Raw genomic sequence first — 16,128 nt, 5'->3', positions numbered from 1 at the left:
TAGGGACCCTAATTCAACTAATTTCCCATTTTGTAATTTGTAATAATTACCTTTTAGAGAAATTGGTTCATATTTCCCTGTGCTAGTAAGTACTGAAAATAATTTAAAATAGTTAAAGCCCCTAACCTATAAACAATTATCTATAAACCTGTATCAGCTAGTGTAGAAGTGTTAAGTGTGATATTTCCGTTTGAACAGCGATTTTGGTTTACATCTTGAACAATACGAAGGTTGTCTGGAATTTTGGCTAATAGAGGTCTGGTTACTGTTAGAGTTGTTCTAAGAACTACCTTAAACATTTCATTGAAAGATATGCACTTTTACAGAGAGTCAATTACTGTAAGATCCTTGATTTAATGGGCTTTAATGAAATAAGATTATTCATAAATAATCATTAACTATCTATAAATTTCTTAATCAGTCACTTTTTGGTCGCTTTTTGGTCACTTGTTTTTTTTAAAATTGGAGTATACATTCCATTTTTCATATAATATTGCTAAACTATTAAGTGTAAAAAAAATTAAGGGGGAAGAAAGTATGAAAGAAAAAGTAAAGAAGCCATTTTATAAAAAATGGTGGGTTTATGTTGTAGCATTTATCATTATAGGGGCATTAGCCTCAGGAGGAGAAGAATCTGCAGAACCTGCAAACACTGAAGTAAAACAAGAAACTGCTGCAAAAGAAGCATCTTCAGAAGTAAAGGAAACAAAAGAGGAAGAACCGGTTAAAGAAGAAAAAAAGATCCCAACTGAATTTAAATCAGCATTAAACCAAGCGGAAACTTATTCGGATACTTTTCATTTGTCTAAAGCTGGATTATTTGACCAATTAACTTCTGAATATGGTGGACAATTTAGCCAAGAAGCTGCTCAATATGCAATTGATAATATTAAAGCTGATTGGAATAAAAATGCTTTGGAGCAAGCTAAAACTTATCAAGAAGAAATGAGCATGTCACCAGAAGCGATCAGAGATCAATTAACTTCAGAACATGGTGGACAATTCACTCAAGAAGAAGCGGATTATGCAGTTGAGAGTTTAGAATAAACTTGTAATTTAGTTGCCAAGACATAAAAGAGCCCCTATCGATAAAAATTATGTTTAGGCATCCAAAATAACGATTGGGTGATTATATGAACGGAAACATAGGGAAGAACTTAAAATTACTTAGACTGAAGAAAAGGTTGAGACAAAAGCATGTAGCTGAAGCTATAGGGGTTTCTCGAATTACTATCAGTAATTATGAGCGAAATTCTTATGTTCCTAAGTGGGGTAATTTAGAAAAGCTAGCCGAATTTTACGGGGTATCTGTTGAAGAAATAACTAAAAAACAATAATTAAGAAAGCCCCTCTCCATTGAGAAGGTTTTCATAAAAATGGCTTCAGATAGAAACACATGCTACAATACATGGATTTCGTATCTTATTTATTTGCTTGATAGTATACCTTTTTCAGATATACATATATATTTAATTTTAAAAATACACTAAAAATTTAGGTATTAAGACTCGGGATCTAATATACTAATTTTGATAATGTAATTTATGTTATAAATGTAAATTTATTTATAAGGAGGAAAAAAGATGAAAAAGAAAACATTGGCAAAGGGGATAACAGGACTAGCGCTTGCTGCTCTACTGGTACAGCCATTGGCACTTAATGGCTCTGCAAAACAGACAGATCCGGTTGAACTTAAAATCTATTCAGAGAAGGCACCTTCTATTCAAAAGACTCTAGATGCTTTCAGTAAGGATGAAACTTTAAAAAAGGTAAAAGCCCAGCTTGATAGGGGCGCTCTTAGAGCTGAGAAAATAGGATTATCCAATAAAGGAGAAGGACAGGAGCTTGCAGCCGATGTAAGAACTGTACGAGAAGATAAAAATTTGCAAAAACAGTTAGCTAATCGGTTAAAATCTGGGGCCAAGGTTTATCTTTATGGCGGGGTTACAATAGATGAATACAAAGACCTGATGGAAATATCAGAAGTTTCAGTTAAAGTAAAAGATGAAAAAGCTAAAGACTTGAACCTGACTTTTGGCGGTGAAAAAGAAAAAGCTGAAAAAGAAGGTAAGAAGTTAAAACAGAATCCTTATTCATTAGCAGCAGAGGATGAAAATTCATATGATATCGTTGGCTATTCCATAGTTGAAGCCAATGAGAACAAATTTGCGGTGACTAATATATCTGTATTCGATGATGCCGGAAATGAAATCGAACCTACCGAAGAGTATTACATTCGTGAGATCCTCGAAATTTCTGCTGATACAGCTGCAAAGATAGAAGTCCAAACGTTCTCCTTGGGAAGTATTTTTGGATTAAATCGTGTACATGCTGACTCCGAGCCAGTGACAAGCAGTCCTACCCGTATAACAGCAACTGCTTATTATAACGGGGTTATAGCAGGACGAACCTATACAGATTGGGTACTAGAAAAAGCTGGCGATTCCGACTCAAGTTTCGACTACTTCTTAGTCAATGACAAAACAACAATTTCAGGTGCAAATGGTTTTGTAGCGAAATACTTAAAATCCGACCATGATATTCCTTACGATTCAGATTACATTATTGACTGGGATCCAGATGATGATACTTCTTCACCTTACAACTTGAGTTTCGGTGTTCCGTTTTCTGCAGCTTGGAGTTTCGATATGTCAAATAGCCCTAAGGTGAATAATATTGGTAGCCAACCATATGATTATGGAAGATGGGAAGTAACTCCTGGCGGATTATCGAGCTCTATAAATGGTGTTCGCTTTGAGCCGGCAACAACTTGGAAATCTGCAGGAACCTATGCTTCTATGGACATTCGTGAATACGGCACGTTCAGAAATGCTAAAAATATAGCAGCTTATTCCTCTGTAAAAATAGACGTAAACTACGATTATAATTAAAGGTGTTTCTCCTTAACATGCATTGTGTTAGGGAGATTTTTTACAGTATAATATTAATTAACTTCCCATGAAAGGAAACTAAGACCTATGAACGAAATTATTAAAACAGGGTGTCTAATTGTTATTACTCTAAGTTTGCTTTACATATCATACAATATTGGAAAAATCTCAAACTATTTACTTGATTTAGTTAGACTCGGAGGTTTATAAATAGTTTTTTTGGAGCAAGCTAGTGCCTGCTCTTTTTTTATTGGAAAGGATATAACTTAAAAATGAAGTTCATCAATTATCGGATGCATTAATTCAAAAATTTTATTATTCCCTTCCAATCAGCAAGGCTTTTTCATGATTAAAGATTCTGTTCATATATCCGAAATATCTATTGGGTGATAATATGTATGGAAGTATAGGAATGAACTTAAGGATGCTTAGACTAAAGAATAGATTGACACAAAAGCATGTAGCTGAACCCTACAGGGATATCCCAACACTCTATCATTAATTATGAAGGGAACATCACTATACCCAGGAGAAGTAATATAGAGAAGTTTGCTGAATTTTACAGGGTATCTGTTGAAGAAATAACTAAAAAACAATAAAGCCCCTCTCATTGAGAAGGGCTTTTGTATTTATACTTCTTTTGATAATTCACTTCTATTAGGAGCAAGTGGCGGCTGTTCTAGCCATTTATTTTTAACCATAAGATTAAACCATTTCTTAGTAACAATAAGGTTTTTTAGAATAGTCCCTTCATAAGCAGTTACAAGGTCTGTTCTCATGGCTGATGCCAGACCAGCTCCATGATAATTCTGAGCAGCTTGATACAGGAATCCAATATGATACAACATTAACTTATCGGAGAAAGGAGAGTCCGTTGAAGTTGTCACTTCTGTTTCCCAAGATTTCGGAACTGGTAAATTATCTCCCTGCATAATCTTAGAAAATGTTTTAATTTGGGAATCAGCTGTTTTCTCTGAATCGGTTAAAAACTTCCTAACATCTTTCGATTGAGCAACTTGACTGAAAGCGATAGAAAGTGTTTTAGCCATAATGCTTTTTTTAAGATTGAATGAAATGCTAATGATTTCTGTAGAGGCTAATGTTCTACCCTTTCCGAAGTATCCATCATTAAAATCTTGGCTGGTTACATATTCAGGGTTTTTAGCAGGATAAAACAAAGGATCTCTTTGGAAGTTTCCTTTCTCAAGCAATAACTCAATTGTTCGATGATACATTATTTTTGCGTCAGTATCACAAGAATCATAAAAGTCCCTTAAGTCTTTTCTAACGGAAACACCTAATGCTGTAGTATGACCTAGCATGCCGTGTAACGTCATGATATGTAAATAATTCAAGCAAAAAATATCCGTGAACAATCTTTGTTTGCCTTTATAGAGGTCAGTTTCAGTAAAGCCTATTGGAATTGGGAACCCCTCTTTCTCCAAAAAAGATACGATTTGATTCTTTTGTTTTTCAAATGTACTAATAGCTTCCTTAAAAATGTTTTTTATTGCTTCGTCATCAATAATAGTGACCATATATCGATTTACGACGTCTACCAAAGTTCCATTCACATATTCTCCCCATAGTGTACCTATCTCGGAAGATGTAAGTTTTAAATTATTCTCTTTCACAAAATCACCTCTTGAATTATTATTCACCAATTCAGAGGTTTTATAAAACTAAAAATTAATAAAGGAAAGGCATTGCTGAAGTTAACAAATAATTAAAGCCCTTCTCGATTGAATGAGTTTTTAATTTTGAGTACAAACAAGCGAACTATCGTTTCCCCTTTTTTTCCCCTTCAACCAGGGTCAAGAAGACAATAATAATGGTAAACCATATAAGAGAAATTACAGCCGCAACACCCTTCTCTTCTAATGAGATCAAATCCCAAACCAAGACTCCAAAAAACACTGTAACCGCCAAGCTAGAAACTGTATATAAAAGATTTAACATCTGCTACTCCACCTTTATAACCCCTAATATGATAAAAGTACCATAAAGTTTTCTTGAAGTATTCAAATGTTCCAAATTAACACCATCTTCTTATTTATGCAAAAAAATAAAGCCCCGGATTGTACATCCAAGGCTGATTTTTCTATAGATCATTCTGATTTAATATATACGTCGAAGCCAGCCTTCTTAGCTTTAGCAGCCAATTTTTCTGCATTGTCATAATCTGAGAAGGCTCCAATTTGCACATAGTGCATTCTTCCATCAGGTTTAGGCGTTGAGATTGGTTTTGGATCAGGCTTCTTTTTCAGGCCGAGGAATTCCGCTACCCCTTCTACATGACCAGCAGCAATTTCAATTAATTTCTTCCGATCTTTTAAAATAGCAGCATCCGTTTTATTGTCAATGAATCCATTCTCAGTAAGCATGGCATCCATTTTTGTTTCTCTGAGTACATGGAAGTCAGCCTGCTTCTTTCCTCTGTCTTTACCAAACACTTTCTTGCTTATAATCTTAGCATGAACTGCATTTTGAAAAGCTTGTGTTTTGGAGCCTGCTCCCGGATAGATATATGATTCAAACCCGGTTCCCCCGCCTGCATTGATATGAATAGAAAGGTAAAGATCCGCACCCCAGGCATTCGCTTCATTTGTGCGCTGTGTTAATGAGAAATTCTTATCTCCTAATCTGGAAAATTTAATTTCTACATTTTCATATTCTGCAAACATATCTTTTATATATTTGCCGATTTCTAACACAACATTTGCTTCTTTTAATCCATTCGCAACGGCTCCTGGATCCATTCCCTTTACATCACCTTCATGCCCAAGATCAATATATACTTTTACCATGTCTAATCACCTCTGGATTATTTTTATTCCCGTTTAAATTTAACTGATTGTACTCCAGCCCTCCGTCCCTATTATCAATCACCCATTTATTGCATAAGAAAAGCTTCCCAGAAGGGAAGCTTATTTTTTCATTAATCCTTGTGCCTGCAATACTTTTTTCTGTAGCTGCGCCTTTTTACTAACGTGAGTGTTTTTCCAAACAGTCCAGGCATTAACAGAGATGAAAATAGTTAGTAAAATAAAATTAGCAATATCTCCAGCAAACGGTGTTATATCCACATTTAATACAGCCTTTAATCCTAGAGCGAATAAAGAAAGCCACCCGCTTAAAAGGATGGCCCAGTCTTTCCAAGTTTTCGGTTGTTCGTACATTTTAACTTTCTCCTTTGAATACGGTAAATATAATCGCTATGCTGCCACCAATTATCCCGGTGCACATTGCAGTTATGATAGCTCCGGTAATAGTCCTCTTTATCCAAGTTGTGTTTTCGTCGATCTTATTAAGTTTCTCATTAATAGAGAATATCTGGTGATCGTGTTTATCCGTGGTTCTTTCCAAGTTATTTACTCGGGTTTCCAGATTAAAGACTCTACTTTCCATCTTTTTTAATTCTTTGTCTTGGTCGTTCATTGTTGCCGCCTCTTGTGTCACTCACAATCCCCCTTTGAAGGCAAAAATAAAAAGGACCTTCTTAAGATCCTTTTAAAAAAATTATTATTCAATGTAAACCAACAAGTCCATTCCTATTTGAGTTAACTGACACCTTGTTACATTATTTGCGACTTTATGAGCTTCCATTAAACCAAGGTTTTGTAGTTCTATTATCGAATGAGAAATTCTACTCAATTTATTTGTATCCGTAATGTTTTTAGAATTACCATATGCTGTTGTGAATTCTGTATAGAAGTCCGAGGTAACTTTCGTTCCGAATGCAACAGCTGTATTTAGCCTTATTGGAGGCCAATTATTATAATCTGCAATAATCGTGAGTGCTTGTGGAGTTAACCTTTCTATCTGACTTAAAGCAAATCTATGCTTGTCAAAAAGACTTTCGAAGTTAAACAGTAGCTAGGTGTTGAGTCAATTCAGGATCAGGTGGAGAATCATCAACTATTCTTAAAATTTTATTAAATAATGTATTTCCTAGTGGATTGGTTAAAAAATGTGTTAACTTTTCAATTTCTTGCTCCATGGAATCAGATTTATTAAAATATTCCTCGAGCAAAACCATCTTTTTTGCGTCACTAATATCTTTGCTAACCTCTTCATTCCAGTTTATTACTGTATTTGCAATTTCGCCAATAGGTCCAAATAGTGCAAGTCCTTTTTCTCTTAACATCTTTCCTCCCTGTTCTTTTTTGATTTCTCCTATATCTTTCTTACTTAATTGAATTTGAGATAAACGAGCCTCTAATGTTTTACCGGTTGTTTGAAGGTATTGATCAGGATTGGTTGCAATAAATACTAATTCATCTTTCTTATCCATTAAATACAACTCCTAAGCTTTTAAATTTATAATCATATATTACTATAGGAGTGACAGTAATTTACTTATTTTTTTATTTTTTCCGTATGCTTTTCAGTAAGACTTCTTTTTTCTTCCTGTCAATTTCTGCTTTTTTTTCTTTATTTAATTCTAGTAATTTGCGAATCCCCTTTGTATCCATAAAATAAAAGCCTCCTATTTTCCAAAATGAAAAGTCCTATCCGACTTCTGTTGTTTGTTACTTTAATTTTTGGGTTTAGCTTTTTTGTTTTCTTTGGATTCAATTAATTTTTCTTCAAGTTCCTGGACTTTCTGAAGAAGTTCCTGATTCTGTTTAACAGCATGATCAAGCCGGGCTTTTAATATGATGTTTTCATAATTAAGCCTGCCCATTTCACTTTGGACATAAGGATCTATATTAATTTGTTGGTTCATTTGTTCCATTTGAATCCATCCCTTCAATAATGGTTTTATAATAGCCTTACCTTATTTAAGAATCGGAGGGTTATTTTTTCGTTATTCGCTTGCTGAAGTGTTTAATTTCGCTTCTAGTTCTTTAACCTTGGATTCCAATTCATTTACTCTTTCTTGCAAGTTCTTTGAATCCTCAAAGGGTTCTGGATTCCGGATTAATGGTATCAGCTTCATAATCATTAACCTCCATCGGAATAAATTTCTCTATGAAAACGAAATCCCCGTTGTAAGTTCCGTCAGGACTTGTTTTGATTGTCATTAATCTATGAAAAGGAGTTCCATCCTGATCATAATATGCCAATGTATTTCCATCTAAATAAGTGACTAATATCTATAATCATAGCCGTCTTGTAATTGCACGATATATAAATCATGCAAAACTTCTTGTTCGTCATCGAAAATCAAATCAAATTCTATTTCTCCAAAGGTGAAATTATCTAAAGTTCCAGCTCCGATTTTTATATTTGATTCACTTTCCGTCAATTCAAAACCTGACATGAAACGTCTATTTTTGGCTATTTTCTTTTCGATCATCTTAATGCTCCTTATGGTTCAAAAATTATTAATAAACGTACAGTTATAGTGACATTCTGTCCCAGAGTTCCAGGAATGTATTTCATCCAAACTCTAAAGCCAGTACTAGATTGACTATAAACTGCCGTATGAAAAGAAACTGCATTTGAATTATAGGGAACTGCGATTACATGAAATATATTTTCTGCTCCAGTAAAACTATAATCTCTAAAAAACTGATTTTCCCCTGAATTCATAGTTATTGTCATCTGATCCACATAAAAAACATTCGGCCCATTTTGCACTCCATGAATCGCTTCTATATCCGGATCTATATCAATCATTGAAGCCCAAAAAAGATTACCATTATCTCCTCTTATTTTGGCTTTTGGTAAATAAGCCAAATCTGTATACATACCTACATAAGAGCCTTCACTTGATTTATCAATTTTCATCATTTGCTTATTTGAACCATCGCTTGTGCCTTGATATTGCCATACTTCAAATCCGAACCGCCTATCTGCTGCAGGCGTTCTGTTATCTCTTCCTGTTTGTACTACTACTCCAGACCATGGAATACCATTGCTATCTGTGAAATTTTGAATAACTGCACTCGGAATTAATCCGTTTGCTGTTCCTCCTTTTTTAGTGGAATTAAGAAATAATCGTCCATCATCCCTATCATGAATATTAGTTCCGAAAAGAAATGTTTGGATCCATCGTGAGCCATCCATCAGAAGTATTACCATCAGAACGCATAAATCCTAAATGTAATCCATCACGATAACTATGCAATCCCATTCGCATCTGATTGTTTATGGTATCTCTTTCATCCCTTAATTGACCTACAGTTTCGCCACTCTGATCATCAAATACGAAAAAACCTTCTTTATTTATAGCAGCGATTTTATTGTTATTTCTGTAAGCTTCTATTTCCCCATTATCAATGATAACTTTACTACCAAATCCGTCATCGGTAGTAATTGAAACACCTGTCACAGGTTCCAGGGTTGCAACCTTTTGCTTTTTGGTTGCATCCTTTTTCGTTGGATCCCTTGACCACCCTTCACGGCTTTTTCTGCTTTTTAAAGTACCGATTTTGATATCGTGTTTTTCAGCAAGTGCCTTTAATGTGACGTTGGAGGTCTCAAATTCTTTTCTAATTTCATCCCAGTTCATTACATGGCACCTACCTCCTGTCTAATTTTATTGCATAATAAAAAGCACCCATCACTGAGCGCTTTGAATACCTGGAATATAGCCATTTACGAATGAATAGTACATAACTACTAAAAGAACTGCTGTTGAAATATAATGAGCCAGTTGTCCTGGAATCTTTATTAATCTTAAAACAATGAATGCTCCTATATACGCTAGTGCGCACATAGCCATTAGCGTTATCAGCTGAACTGCTATTTTATCCAGTGTATCTTTCACAGGACTAAAATCTACTATTTCCATATCACACCTCCACCTAATGTATCGGTTAAATATGGAAAATTTCAATTCACCGCAAGGTGGATCATCGAACAAAAATAGAGGAAGTAGCTTGTTATCCGCCTCCCCTACCTGCCTTCCATTTTACACAGCACATTTCTCACCATGCAAAAGTTTGGAAAAGTTGTATTAGTGCCGATTTGCGCCTTAATGTCGGAACGAAGTTTGTCTACTGAGTCACGGGACATTTCTAAATGAACCGCAATTTCTTGTCTTGTCATCCCATCAAGCATACAATCATAAACAACCTTTAATAACTCTCTGTCAAGGCAGTCACCAGCAATTTCAATTGCATATACACGACGTTGATATTCCTCTAAACGTGCAATTTGCTTCTGCCCCCTTATATCCATATCCTTTAACTCAGCCTGGCTTTTCCCTGCAGAACCTTTTGGCAGAGTCGCTTCTATTCCCCATTGAGCAACACCCCAGGAGCGCATAGGAACTGACCGGCCATATAAAATATTTTGGAGGCGATCTATCTCTCTTTTCATCATTCGGTAATCTCGAATAAGTTCTGTAATGTTTATTGTAAGCCTGGCAGCTTCTTTCATCAGGACCCCTCCCATGATAAAATAAATGTAGGTTTGGCCGGGAGAAGTCCTGGCTTTTTTATTTACCGTAACGCTCTTCTGTGCCCTTCTTACTCCTCCATCGATAATCCGTACCAAGGTTAGCAAAAGTAGTATCAGACTTTTTCACGTTTTTGGCTGGCCGGATAGGATGCTTTTTGATGTATGCCAGACGCTCTTCCTCAGTCATATACCATACTTTCACTTCTCCATGCGCCATATTAACAACTCCCTCTATCTTGTGTTTCATAAAATCTTCGTTCGGATTATCCTTTTAACAACAAGATTTACTTTTATCCTAGTTATATTAATCAGTGGACAAACATATTTTTAATTGTAACTTCCATAAAGGGGTAGATAATCTTGAAACAAATATTTGGATTAGGTCTAATGATAATCTGTATGTTTTTGGTATATACCAACTATCCAAGTTCTCAACAAAACCCTAACAGTGAATATTTAGAGACAGATGCCAATGTTCAAAATGAATCAGAAACAACCGATGACAATTTAGAGTCCATCATACCTGAGTTAGAATACTTACATGAGATAGACGAAGATAAAGAAGTGGACGGATATATCATTGAAACCTATAGAGAGTATGAAATTTATAAGGATGAGGAAGGCAACGTAATAAAACAAGTTCCCACCTCAAATTTTAATTACCTAAAATACAAAAAGTACTAAACAGTGTCTATATACATAGGTGTTCTATTATTGGACAAAGCCGAAATACTTAACCCATTTCTTATTTCATTTAATATGTCAAAAACGCATAAAGCAATTTATCCTGGCCATACTATCAGTGCGAGCAAGGATTTAAAACTCCCAAGATCAGGTCCTTGCTCGAAACTGTATAGGTTCGTGTATTGCAGAGTAAGGGCAATTCCATATCCTTTCACCTTGAAAAAGTTTCCGCCCTTACTCGCAACATAATGCTTATTTTGTTTTCCAAAAGCCCCGCACCATTAAGTATTTATTTTTTGAACAGCCCTCCTAATCCATGTGGTATAATTATCCAAAAAACATGAGGAGAATTATACTTAATGACTGCTACTCTTGTGACAATCCTTCCACTTTTATTATCCATAGCCCCTATTTTGTTTATTGTTTGGTTCCTAATTAAAATTCTAAAAATACAACAGGAGAAGAATATTATTCTTAAATCTATCTCGAACAAGCTTGATAAACTAAAGAATTAGACGGGGAAACTCGTCTTTTTTACTTCGTAGTTTGTGTCTGTTTCGAAACACTTTTACTCTCTAGTATAGTTGTCATATAAAGACTTATTTTGTATAGTTTTGACGAAGTTATTGTAATACCACTGTACTGATACATAATAGAAAGTATCCTATTATTTCTGAAAGGAGCTTTTCATTGGATGAACTTTCACTCTCTTTTTCAATAGAGCTTGTGAAATTAATTGATGAATACCAAAGATGCAATGATGTTAAGATACAAGTTCAAATCCAATCAGATATTTTGCTTTTAAAAGAAGCCCTTATGCTAATTAATCATGTAAACATTCACCAATAATTCTGATAAGAATATAAATACAATATCTCCGAATATTATATTTCTCTCTAAACAGAGCCCTTTATGGGCTCTGTTTCATTCCAGCCCCGCCCACCCAGCCACCGTTCAATTTTTGCTACAAAGATATCTAATCCACCGAGCATACCTTTTTGATCAATGTGAAGGGCATATCCAGAGAATCCTGGCCCCTGATAAAAGCAAACACCCTTAAACTTTCCATGCTTCCGGATCAGCAGCCGTTCTTTCCCTCTGAAAAACTCCATCTCCTCACCCTGTCTTAGATCTATAATCTGATCTTCCAGGCCGAAGGAGAATAGATCTAATTGCTTCATTTCTTCACCATCCGGGAAACTTAATAATTCTTTTGTTTCTGCATAATTAACTTCTGTTGGTCATAAAATTAAATCGTTGGGCAAGACACAAAACATTAGATACACACCTAATCATCATGTCTTGCACCAACACCAGCCTATACCATTCCAAATCATTAACATACACTGTAGTGAAATCAGTTTTTCGCCATGCTATGAGCCTGAAAGGCTCTTTTTTTTATTGAACTTAATACAAATTTTCATTATTAATCTTCAGACAAATCCGGATCATTTTTGAGTATCTCAAGCTTTTTTCACAAACAGGACCTTCCCCTTCGCAATTGCTTTTCGTGCTCCTCTCTCGTATCTTGCTAAGTAAAGCAACTGACCCAAGGTTGCAGCTTTAAGAATTCATATGGCGTTGAGTTTTAGTGAATAACATTTCACGCATGGCCCCTCCACAAAATAACCATTTGGCTTTCCGCATTCCTTGCAAGTTTTTGAATAGGTCTTCCAGCGAAAATTGCAGGGGTCACATTCCAGAACCAGTAATTTATCCTCTTTGCGACGTATATCACCTAAAGCACCGCAGTGTGGGCAATTGATTGCTGATTTCACGTTATTCATTTACTCATTTCCCCTTTCAGTACCAGTTGTTTTCTGTAGCTTCTGTATCAATTTCTCGAAAAGATGCGATAACAAGTTCATATTTTAGTTCTTCGTAATCGCAGTCATGGATGCTCTTGCCAGATTGGGCATTAGAAATATTCAATTCTTCTAATCTCTTGATGAGGATATTTCTTTTTTGCTGCATAACGGAATCATAAAGGATCCCCATGGTTTCAGCTCCCCGACCTCAATTTTTTTAGTTTTTCATTCAACTCAGCCTTTTTCCGAGCAAGATCATCTTCAGTCTTCGGTGGTTTATCCAGTGTAGGCTGATTAGATTCGTCAAACCAATCAGCCAGCATTTCCGTACGTATAGGTTTTGACCGCTTCCCTTTAGGCTGATAAGAATTATTGCTTTTAAAGGGCTTAACGTTTTGTGCTAATTTCTGAGATTCTAATTGCTGATGGTGTCGGTCTAATATCGGACCCACGCAATATGACAAACTATTAATCTGATCTCTCGAATGCTTAGGTTTATAGTCATCAAAACATTCTTTGAGGTATATTAAGGCGTCTTTAAGGGATACTCCACCTGCAAGAATTTCTTTTGCAGCCATTTCGTCCACAGGTGAAAAGTGAAATCCTTTAGCTCTAAGCTGGATAAAACGATCAATAATAGCCTTTTCAGCTTGTTGAGAAGTTTGTGATATTATGATCGTGCTGAAAAAGATAAAGAAATTGTTCTTCCGTCTGTTTATAAAGAGAAAGATTGGGATGCGATGGCTAAGAAGATAGCCCAGGTTCTTATCAATAGGCAAATCAAGAGATGCTGCCACCATTGCGCTTGATTGGCTCAGCTTTTTGCAAACCTGGTTCCCCGTTGTATAGATTTAACGATTACCTTCTCTCACAAACAGCAAATCCATTTTTAACGCCTTTTATCGTATAATCCGGATAACGCTGCATATACTGTTGGTCAAGCTTTTTCAAATGTTCCTTATCTTTAGCCTCCTCCCAGATCCACTCTGGAAGGAGGACATTTGTTTTGTTAAAAGGCTATATAGCTGTCCTCCTGGGCGGAAACAATACCCGCAATAACCAATCACCTTATCACTAGTTGCTGCATCAAGATCAAGCTCAATTTTTTCTGTAAGTCGATTCCACTTGATTAGTTCTCCCTCACGAACTTCAATAACGTTTATGGCTTTATATTGACCTGTGCGAAGGGCTAACTGAATATATCCTTTGTACCCAAGTTGGAATGTAGCCTTCCCTTTATAAGGAACAATCCATGCATAGCCCAGGTTCTGCGCGGACATCCTCTTATTATTCTTGTTATTCTTTTTCTTCTTAGGGTCTGCATCGATGATCTCAGGTTCATCATTGGCTGCAGGCTCCTCTTGCTCTTGGGAATCGAACGGGGCAGGCTCTTCAAATTCATTCGCCTCATCCGTATTATCCTTAATTCTTCAAGCTAAAAGTTGGTGACGTGGAGTATGAAGCCGACGCGACTGCAGATATTTATGCAAATGAAGCCGGTGGAGGATTCTTCTTGCAAAAGATCAATCCAGGATTAGAATTCAAAGGAAAAATTGTATTTGATGTTCCTGCTGATGTAGTATCTAGCAAAGAATTATTGTTGAATGTACAAACAGGATTCTTCGGCACAGAACAAGGACAAATCAAACTCGCTAAATAAAAGAGAGCCCTTTCTAGGGCTTTTCTTTTCCATATAAAATAGAACGTACATTCCCTTTAGGGGGCGGCACATGAAATATCAAACTACTTTACTAGAAGATTGGATTAAAAATTTCTATTATCGGATTGGGATATTCCGGCCGCAGCAACTTGATATGCTTGAAATCATTTATCGCTTGGGAATGTCTGTGAAATATATGGATATATCAAGTCGATTCTATCAAAATGTTGTAATCATTGATGAAAGGCTCAGTCCACAAGAACAATGGGAAGAATTCGGACACGAACTTTGCCACTACCAACGTCATGAAGGAAATCAATTAATCCTTTCTGTCTCTTTTTTAAAACTACAAGAGTCTCAAGCTGCATTATTTTCTTATCATTTCTGTGTTCCAACCTTTATGTTATTAAAAATAAAATTCCCTCCCTTTCGGGGACAAGCTGTTGAACTCATTTCTGATACTTTCAATGTTACTTTAGAATTCGCTAATAACAGATTGGCAATGTTTGAGAATCGAATCAACTCAACTTTATTTTTTGAAAGGTTATATCAAACTATATAGAGGTGATTATATTATGGCCAGCTTCAGAAAAAGAGGTTACTCCTGGCAATACAGAATAAAATACATCGATCCTGCTACCGGAAAACCGAAAGAAAAAAGTAAAAGTGGATTTAGAACAAAAAAAGAGGCACAAGTCGAAGCTTCCGAAGTAGAGAAAATGTTTTACCTTCAGCAACATTCAGTTATTGCGAATAAAGAAACAATCTTGAAAGATTGGCTCAATGAATGGTTAGAAATTTACGGATCACAATGTTCTGAAAGAACATTGTTTAATCGAGAGTTTTATATCAATAATCATATAATCCCGACCCTGGGAAATTATAAATTGAATCAATTAACCCGGCTTGAATATCAAAAATTTATTAATTACTTAATTGGAAAGGGATATGCTAAGAAAACCGTACAGACTATTCATTCTATTTTTTGTACTTCCATTAATAAAGCTGTTGAATTAGAAATGATTTCCCACAATAAATATCAAGGGATTTCAATAAAGGTGGAAGAAGAGGAAAAAATTAATTATTTATCAAGAGATGAAGTAGGAATATTCATAACTGCAGCTAAAAAATCTCCCTATCATCATTATATGATTGCCTCCATTTTGCTCCGCACCGGAATGAGGAAGGGTGAAATGTTAGCTTTGAAATGGGATGACATAAATTTTGAAAATAATGAGATTTCCATCACGAAAACGAGAAGTGATCAAGGAGTGAAAAAACCCAAAACTAAATCGAGCATCCGTACAATAGGTATCGATAACACTCTGACTTCTGATTTAAAACAATATCAACTATGGCAGAAGAAAAATAAAATGAAATATGGGGCCGATTATTTTAGTTCCGATTTTTTAGTTTGCGGTCCGAACGGAAAAGAAATGGGTGAGTTTGGAGTAAACAAAACCATCGAAGCTATTTTAAAAAAGTCAAAAAAAGACCTCCCCCACATTTCCCCTCATGGATTGCGACACACTCATGCAATTATGCTTTTGGAAAGTGGGGCAGATATAAAATTTGTAAGTGAACCATTGGGACACTCAACCGTAAATATGACCGCAGATGTTTATGTGCATATTACAAAAAAATATGAGACTCAAAATCTGCTAAATTTAGAGTCATACTTAAGTTAGATGGTCAAAAAGTGGTCAAGGAGCATCACTCCTTGCCACAAACC

Annotated in this window: 23 protein-coding genes and 3 pseudogenes; 8 read left to right on the top strand and 18 right to left on the bottom strand. The window is 35.6% G+C overall.

Going from position 1 to position 16,128, the window contains the following annotated elements; all coding sequences use genetic code 11:
• Nucleotides 1–537: 537 nt before the first annotated feature.
• From DFO72_RS23830 to DFO72_RS23820, 3 genes are all read left to right on the top strand, one after another.
• Nucleotides 538–1,047 (top strand): Ltp family lipoprotein, encoded by a 510-nt coding sequence (locus DFO72_RS23830; protein ID WP_113885154.1) that lies wholly within the window; start codon nt 538–540, stop codon nt 1,045–1,047.
• Nucleotides 1,048–1,133: 86 nt separating this feature from the next.
• Nucleotides 1,134–1,337: a helix-turn-helix transcriptional regulator gene (locus tag DFO72_RS23825; protein ID WP_113885153.1), complete on the top strand. Its 204-nt coding sequence runs from the start codon at nt 1,134–1,136 to the stop codon at nt 1,335–1,337.
• Between the two features lie 246 nt (nt 1,338–1,583).
• A complete protein-coding gene (locus DFO72_RS23820) occupies nt 1,584–2,891 on the top strand; it encodes a hypothetical protein (RefSeq protein WP_113885152.1) in 1,308 nt (435 codons plus the stop codon).
• A 629-nt stretch (nt 2,892–3,520) separates the two neighbouring features.
• On the opposite strand, the gene DFO72_RS23815 is transcribed toward DFO72_RS23820, so the two are convergent.
• The 14 genes from DFO72_RS23815 to DFO72_RS23755 form a co-directional block, all read right to left on the bottom strand.
• On the bottom strand, nt 3,521–4,525 hold the full coding sequence (locus DFO72_RS23815; protein ID WP_113885151.1) for a DUF3231 family protein: 1,005 nt from the start codon (nt 4,523–4,525) through the stop codon (nt 3,521–3,523).
• A gap of 145 nt (nt 4,526–4,670) precedes the next feature.
• The gene (locus tag DFO72_RS23810) at nt 4,671–4,850 is read right to left on the bottom strand and encodes a hypothetical protein (protein WP_113885150.1); all 180 of its coding nucleotides are present in this window, start codon (nt 4,848–4,850) and stop codon (nt 4,671–4,673) included.
• 149 nt (nt 4,851–4,999) lie between these two features.
• Nucleotides 5,000–5,698 carry an N-acetylmuramoyl-L-alanine amidase gene (locus DFO72_RS23805; RefSeq protein WP_113885149.1) on the bottom strand — a complete coding sequence of 233 codons (699 nt, stop codon included), beginning with the start codon at nt 5,696–5,698 and terminating at the stop codon, nt 5,000–5,002.
• A 120-nt stretch (nt 5,699–5,818) separates the two neighbouring features.
• Nucleotides 5,819–6,070, bottom strand: coding sequence for a hypothetical protein (locus tag DFO72_RS23800; protein ID WP_113885148.1), 252 nt, complete (start codon nt 6,068–6,070; stop codon nt 5,819–5,821).
• A 1-nt stretch (nt 6,071) separates the two neighbouring features.
• A complete protein-coding gene (locus tag DFO72_RS23795) occupies nt 6,072–6,329 on the bottom strand; it encodes a hemolysin XhlA family protein (RefSeq protein WP_113885169.1) in 258 nt (85 codons plus the stop codon).
• A gap of 427 nt (nt 6,330–6,756) precedes the next feature.
• Nucleotides 6,757–7,185 (bottom strand): hypothetical protein, encoded by a 429-nt coding sequence (locus DFO72_RS23790; protein ID WP_113885147.1) that lies wholly within the window; start codon nt 7,183–7,185, stop codon nt 6,757–6,759.
• Between the two features lie 243 nt (nt 7,186–7,428).
• Entirely contained in the window at nt 7,429–7,629 is a 201-nt protein-coding gene (locus DFO72_RS23785; RefSeq protein WP_113885146.1) for a hypothetical protein, read from the bottom strand.
• Nucleotides 7,630–7,792: 163 nt separating this feature from the next.
• Nucleotides 7,793–7,960 (bottom strand): hypothetical protein, encoded by a 168-nt coding sequence (locus DFO72_RS29690; protein WP_166672551.1) that lies wholly within the window; start codon nt 7,958–7,960, stop codon nt 7,793–7,795.
• 23 nt (nt 7,961–7,983) lie between these two features.
• Nucleotides 7,984–8,193 (bottom strand): hypothetical protein, encoded by a 210-nt coding sequence (locus tag DFO72_RS23780; protein ID WP_113885145.1) that lies wholly within the window; start codon nt 8,191–8,193, stop codon nt 7,984–7,986.
• Nucleotides 8,194–8,204: 11 nt separating this feature from the next.
• A complete protein-coding gene (locus tag DFO72_RS23775; RefSeq protein WP_113885144.1) occupies nt 8,205–8,906 on the bottom strand; it encodes a hypothetical protein in 702 nt (233 codons plus the stop codon).
• Nucleotides 8,863–9,351, bottom strand: a complete 489-nt coding sequence (locus DFO72_RS30765; RefSeq protein WP_395858206.1) for a hypothetical protein — start codon at nt 9,349–9,351, stop codon at nt 8,863–8,865. The genes DFO72_RS23775 and DFO72_RS30765 overlap by 44 nt, the downstream gene beginning before the upstream one ends.
• Nucleotides 9,352–9,402: 51 nt before the next feature.
• Complete coding sequence (locus DFO72_RS23765) at nt 9,403–9,633, bottom strand: hypothetical protein (protein WP_113885143.1); 231 nt, start codon at nt 9,631–9,633, stop codon at nt 9,403–9,405.
• A 104-nt stretch (nt 9,634–9,737) separates the two neighbouring features.
• Nucleotides 9,738–10,223, bottom strand: coding sequence for a sigma-70 family RNA polymerase sigma factor (locus tag DFO72_RS23760; RefSeq protein ID WP_243856257.1), 486 nt, complete (start codon nt 10,221–10,223; stop codon nt 9,738–9,740).
• A 58-nt stretch (nt 10,224–10,281) separates the two neighbouring features.
• Complete coding sequence (locus DFO72_RS23755; protein ID WP_113885142.1) at nt 10,282–10,461, bottom strand: hypothetical protein; 180 nt, start codon at nt 10,459–10,461, stop codon at nt 10,282–10,284.
• A 143-nt stretch (nt 10,462–10,604) separates the two neighbouring features.
• On the opposite strand from DFO72_RS23755, the gene DFO72_RS23750 reads away from it, so the two are divergent.
• Both DFO72_RS23750 and DFO72_RS29685 read left to right on the top strand, forming a co-directional pair.
• Complete coding sequence (locus DFO72_RS23750; protein ID WP_113885141.1) at nt 10,605–10,928, top strand: hypothetical protein; 324 nt, start codon at nt 10,605–10,607, stop codon at nt 10,926–10,928.
• 690 nt (nt 10,929–11,618) lie between these two features.
• Entirely contained in the window at nt 11,619–11,777 is a 159-nt protein-coding gene (locus tag DFO72_RS29685) for a hypothetical protein (protein ID WP_166672550.1), read from the top strand.
• A 47-nt stretch (nt 11,778–11,824) separates the two neighbouring features.
• On the opposite strand, the gene DFO72_RS23745 is transcribed toward DFO72_RS29685, so the two are convergent.
• The 4 genes and pseudogenes from DFO72_RS23745 to DFO72_RS23730 all read right to left on the bottom strand — a co-directional run.
• The gene (locus DFO72_RS23745; protein ID WP_113885140.1) at nt 11,825–12,109 is read right to left on the bottom strand and encodes a hypothetical protein; all 285 of its coding nucleotides are present in this window, start codon (nt 12,107–12,109) and stop codon (nt 11,825–11,827) included.
• 622 nt (nt 12,110–12,731) lie between these two features.
• Entirely contained in the window at nt 12,732–12,926 is a 195-nt protein-coding gene (locus DFO72_RS23740; RefSeq protein WP_113885139.1) for a hypothetical protein, read from the bottom strand.
• A gap of 562 nt (nt 12,927–13,488) precedes the next feature.
• A pseudogene (locus tag DFO72_RS23735) lies at nt 13,489–13,591 on the bottom strand (recombinase RecT); the annotation flags it as partial.
• A gap of 92 nt (nt 13,592–13,683) precedes the next feature.
• A pseudogene (locus tag DFO72_RS23730) lies at nt 13,684–14,007 on the bottom strand (recombinase RecT); the annotation flags it as partial.
• 170 nt (nt 14,008–14,177) lie between these two features.
• Between DFO72_RS23730 and DFO72_RS23725 the strand changes: the two are divergent.
• The 3 genes and pseudogenes from DFO72_RS23725 to DFO72_RS23715 all read left to right on the top strand — a co-directional run.
• A pseudogene (locus tag DFO72_RS23725) lies at nt 14,178–14,396 on the top strand (DUF4352 domain-containing protein); the annotation flags it as partial.
• Between the two features lie 70 nt (nt 14,397–14,466).
• Nucleotides 14,467–14,958: an ImmA/IrrE family metallo-endopeptidase gene (locus DFO72_RS23720; RefSeq protein ID WP_113885138.1), complete on the top strand. Its 492-nt coding sequence runs from the start codon at nt 14,467–14,469 to the stop codon at nt 14,956–14,958.
• A gap of 13 nt (nt 14,959–14,971) precedes the next feature.
• On the top strand, nt 14,972–16,084 hold the full coding sequence (locus tag DFO72_RS23715) for a site-specific integrase (protein WP_113885137.1): 1,113 nt from the start codon (nt 14,972–14,974) through the stop codon (nt 16,082–16,084).
• The last annotated feature ends 44 nt before the right edge of the window (nt 16,085–16,128 follow it).

The sequence above is a fragment of the Cytobacillus oceanisediminis genome (assembly GCF_004366035.1).
Taxonomy (GTDB): Bacteria; Bacillota; Bacilli; order Bacillales; family Cytobacillaceae; genus Cytobacillus; species Cytobacillus oceanisediminis_C.
This window is presented reverse-complemented; position numbering and strand designations above follow the sequence as displayed.

Bases quoted from the DNA above. Each gene is read 5' to 3' on its own strand.
- DFO72_RS23830 (WP_113885154.1), top strand. From the start codon at position 538: ATGAAAGAAAAAGTAAAGAAGCCATTTTATAAAAAATGGTGGGTTTAT.
- DFO72_RS23825 (WP_113885153.1), top strand. From the start codon at position 1,134: ATGAACGGAAACATAGGGAAGAACTTAAAATTACTTAGACTGAAGAAA.
- DFO72_RS23820 (WP_113885152.1), top strand. From the start codon at position 1,584: ATGAAAAAGAAAACATTGGCAAAGGGGATAACAGGACTAGCGCTTGCT.
- DFO72_RS23810 (WP_113885150.1), bottom strand. From the start codon at position 4,850: ATGTTAAATCTTTTATATACAGTTTCTAGCTTGGCGGTTACAGTGTTT.
- DFO72_RS23805 (WP_113885149.1), bottom strand. From the start codon at position 5,698: ATGGTAAAAGTATATATTGATCTTGGGCATGAAGGTGATGTAAAGGGA.
- DFO72_RS23800 (WP_113885148.1), bottom strand. From the start codon at position 6,070: ATGTACGAACAACCGAAAACTTGGAAAGACTGGGCCATCCTTTTAAGC.
- DFO72_RS23795 (WP_113885169.1), bottom strand. From the start codon at position 6,329: ATGAACGACCAAGACAAAGAATTAAAAAAGATGGAAAGTAGAGTCTTT.
- DFO72_RS23790 (WP_113885147.1), bottom strand. From the start codon at position 7,185: ATGGATAAGAAAGATGAATTAGTATTTATTGCAACCAATCCTGATCAA.
- DFO72_RS23785 (WP_113885146.1), bottom strand. From the start codon at position 7,629: ATGGAACAAATGAACCAACAAATTAATATAGATCCTTATGTCCAAAGT.
- DFO72_RS23780 (WP_113885145.1), bottom strand. From the start codon at position 8,193: ATGATCGAAAAGAAAATAGCCAAAAATAGACGTTTCATGTCAGGTTTT.
- DFO72_RS23775 (WP_113885144.1), bottom strand. From the start codon at position 8,906: ATGGATGGCTCACGATGGATCCAAACATTTCTTTTCGGAACTAATATT.
- DFO72_RS30765 (WP_395858206.1), bottom strand. From the start codon at position 9,351: ATGAACTGGGATGAAATTAGAAAAGAATTTGAGACCTCCAACGTCACA.
- DFO72_RS23765 (WP_113885143.1), bottom strand. From the start codon at position 9,633: ATGGAAATAGTAGATTTTAGTCCTGTGAAAGATACACTGGATAAAATA.
- DFO72_RS23760 (WP_243856257.1), bottom strand. From the start codon at position 10,223: ATGAAAGAAGCTGCCAGGCTTACAATAAACATTACAGAACTTATTCGA.
- DFO72_RS23755 (WP_113885142.1), bottom strand. From the start codon at position 10,461: ATGGCGCATGGAGAAGTGAAAGTATGGTATATGACTGAGGAAGAGCGT.
- DFO72_RS23745 (WP_113885140.1), bottom strand. From the start codon at position 12,109: ATGAAGCAATTAGATCTATTCTCCTTCGGCCTGGAAGATCAGATTATA.
- DFO72_RS23740 (WP_113885139.1), bottom strand. From the start codon at position 12,926: ATGGGGATCCTTTATGATTCCGTTATGCAGCAAAAAAGAAATATCCTC.
- DFO72_RS23720 (WP_113885138.1), top strand. From the start codon at position 14,467: ATGAAATATCAAACTACTTTACTAGAAGATTGGATTAAAAATTTCTAT.
- DFO72_RS23715 (WP_113885137.1), top strand. From the start codon at position 14,972: ATGGCCAGCTTCAGAAAAAGAGGTTACTCCTGGCAATACAGAATAAAA.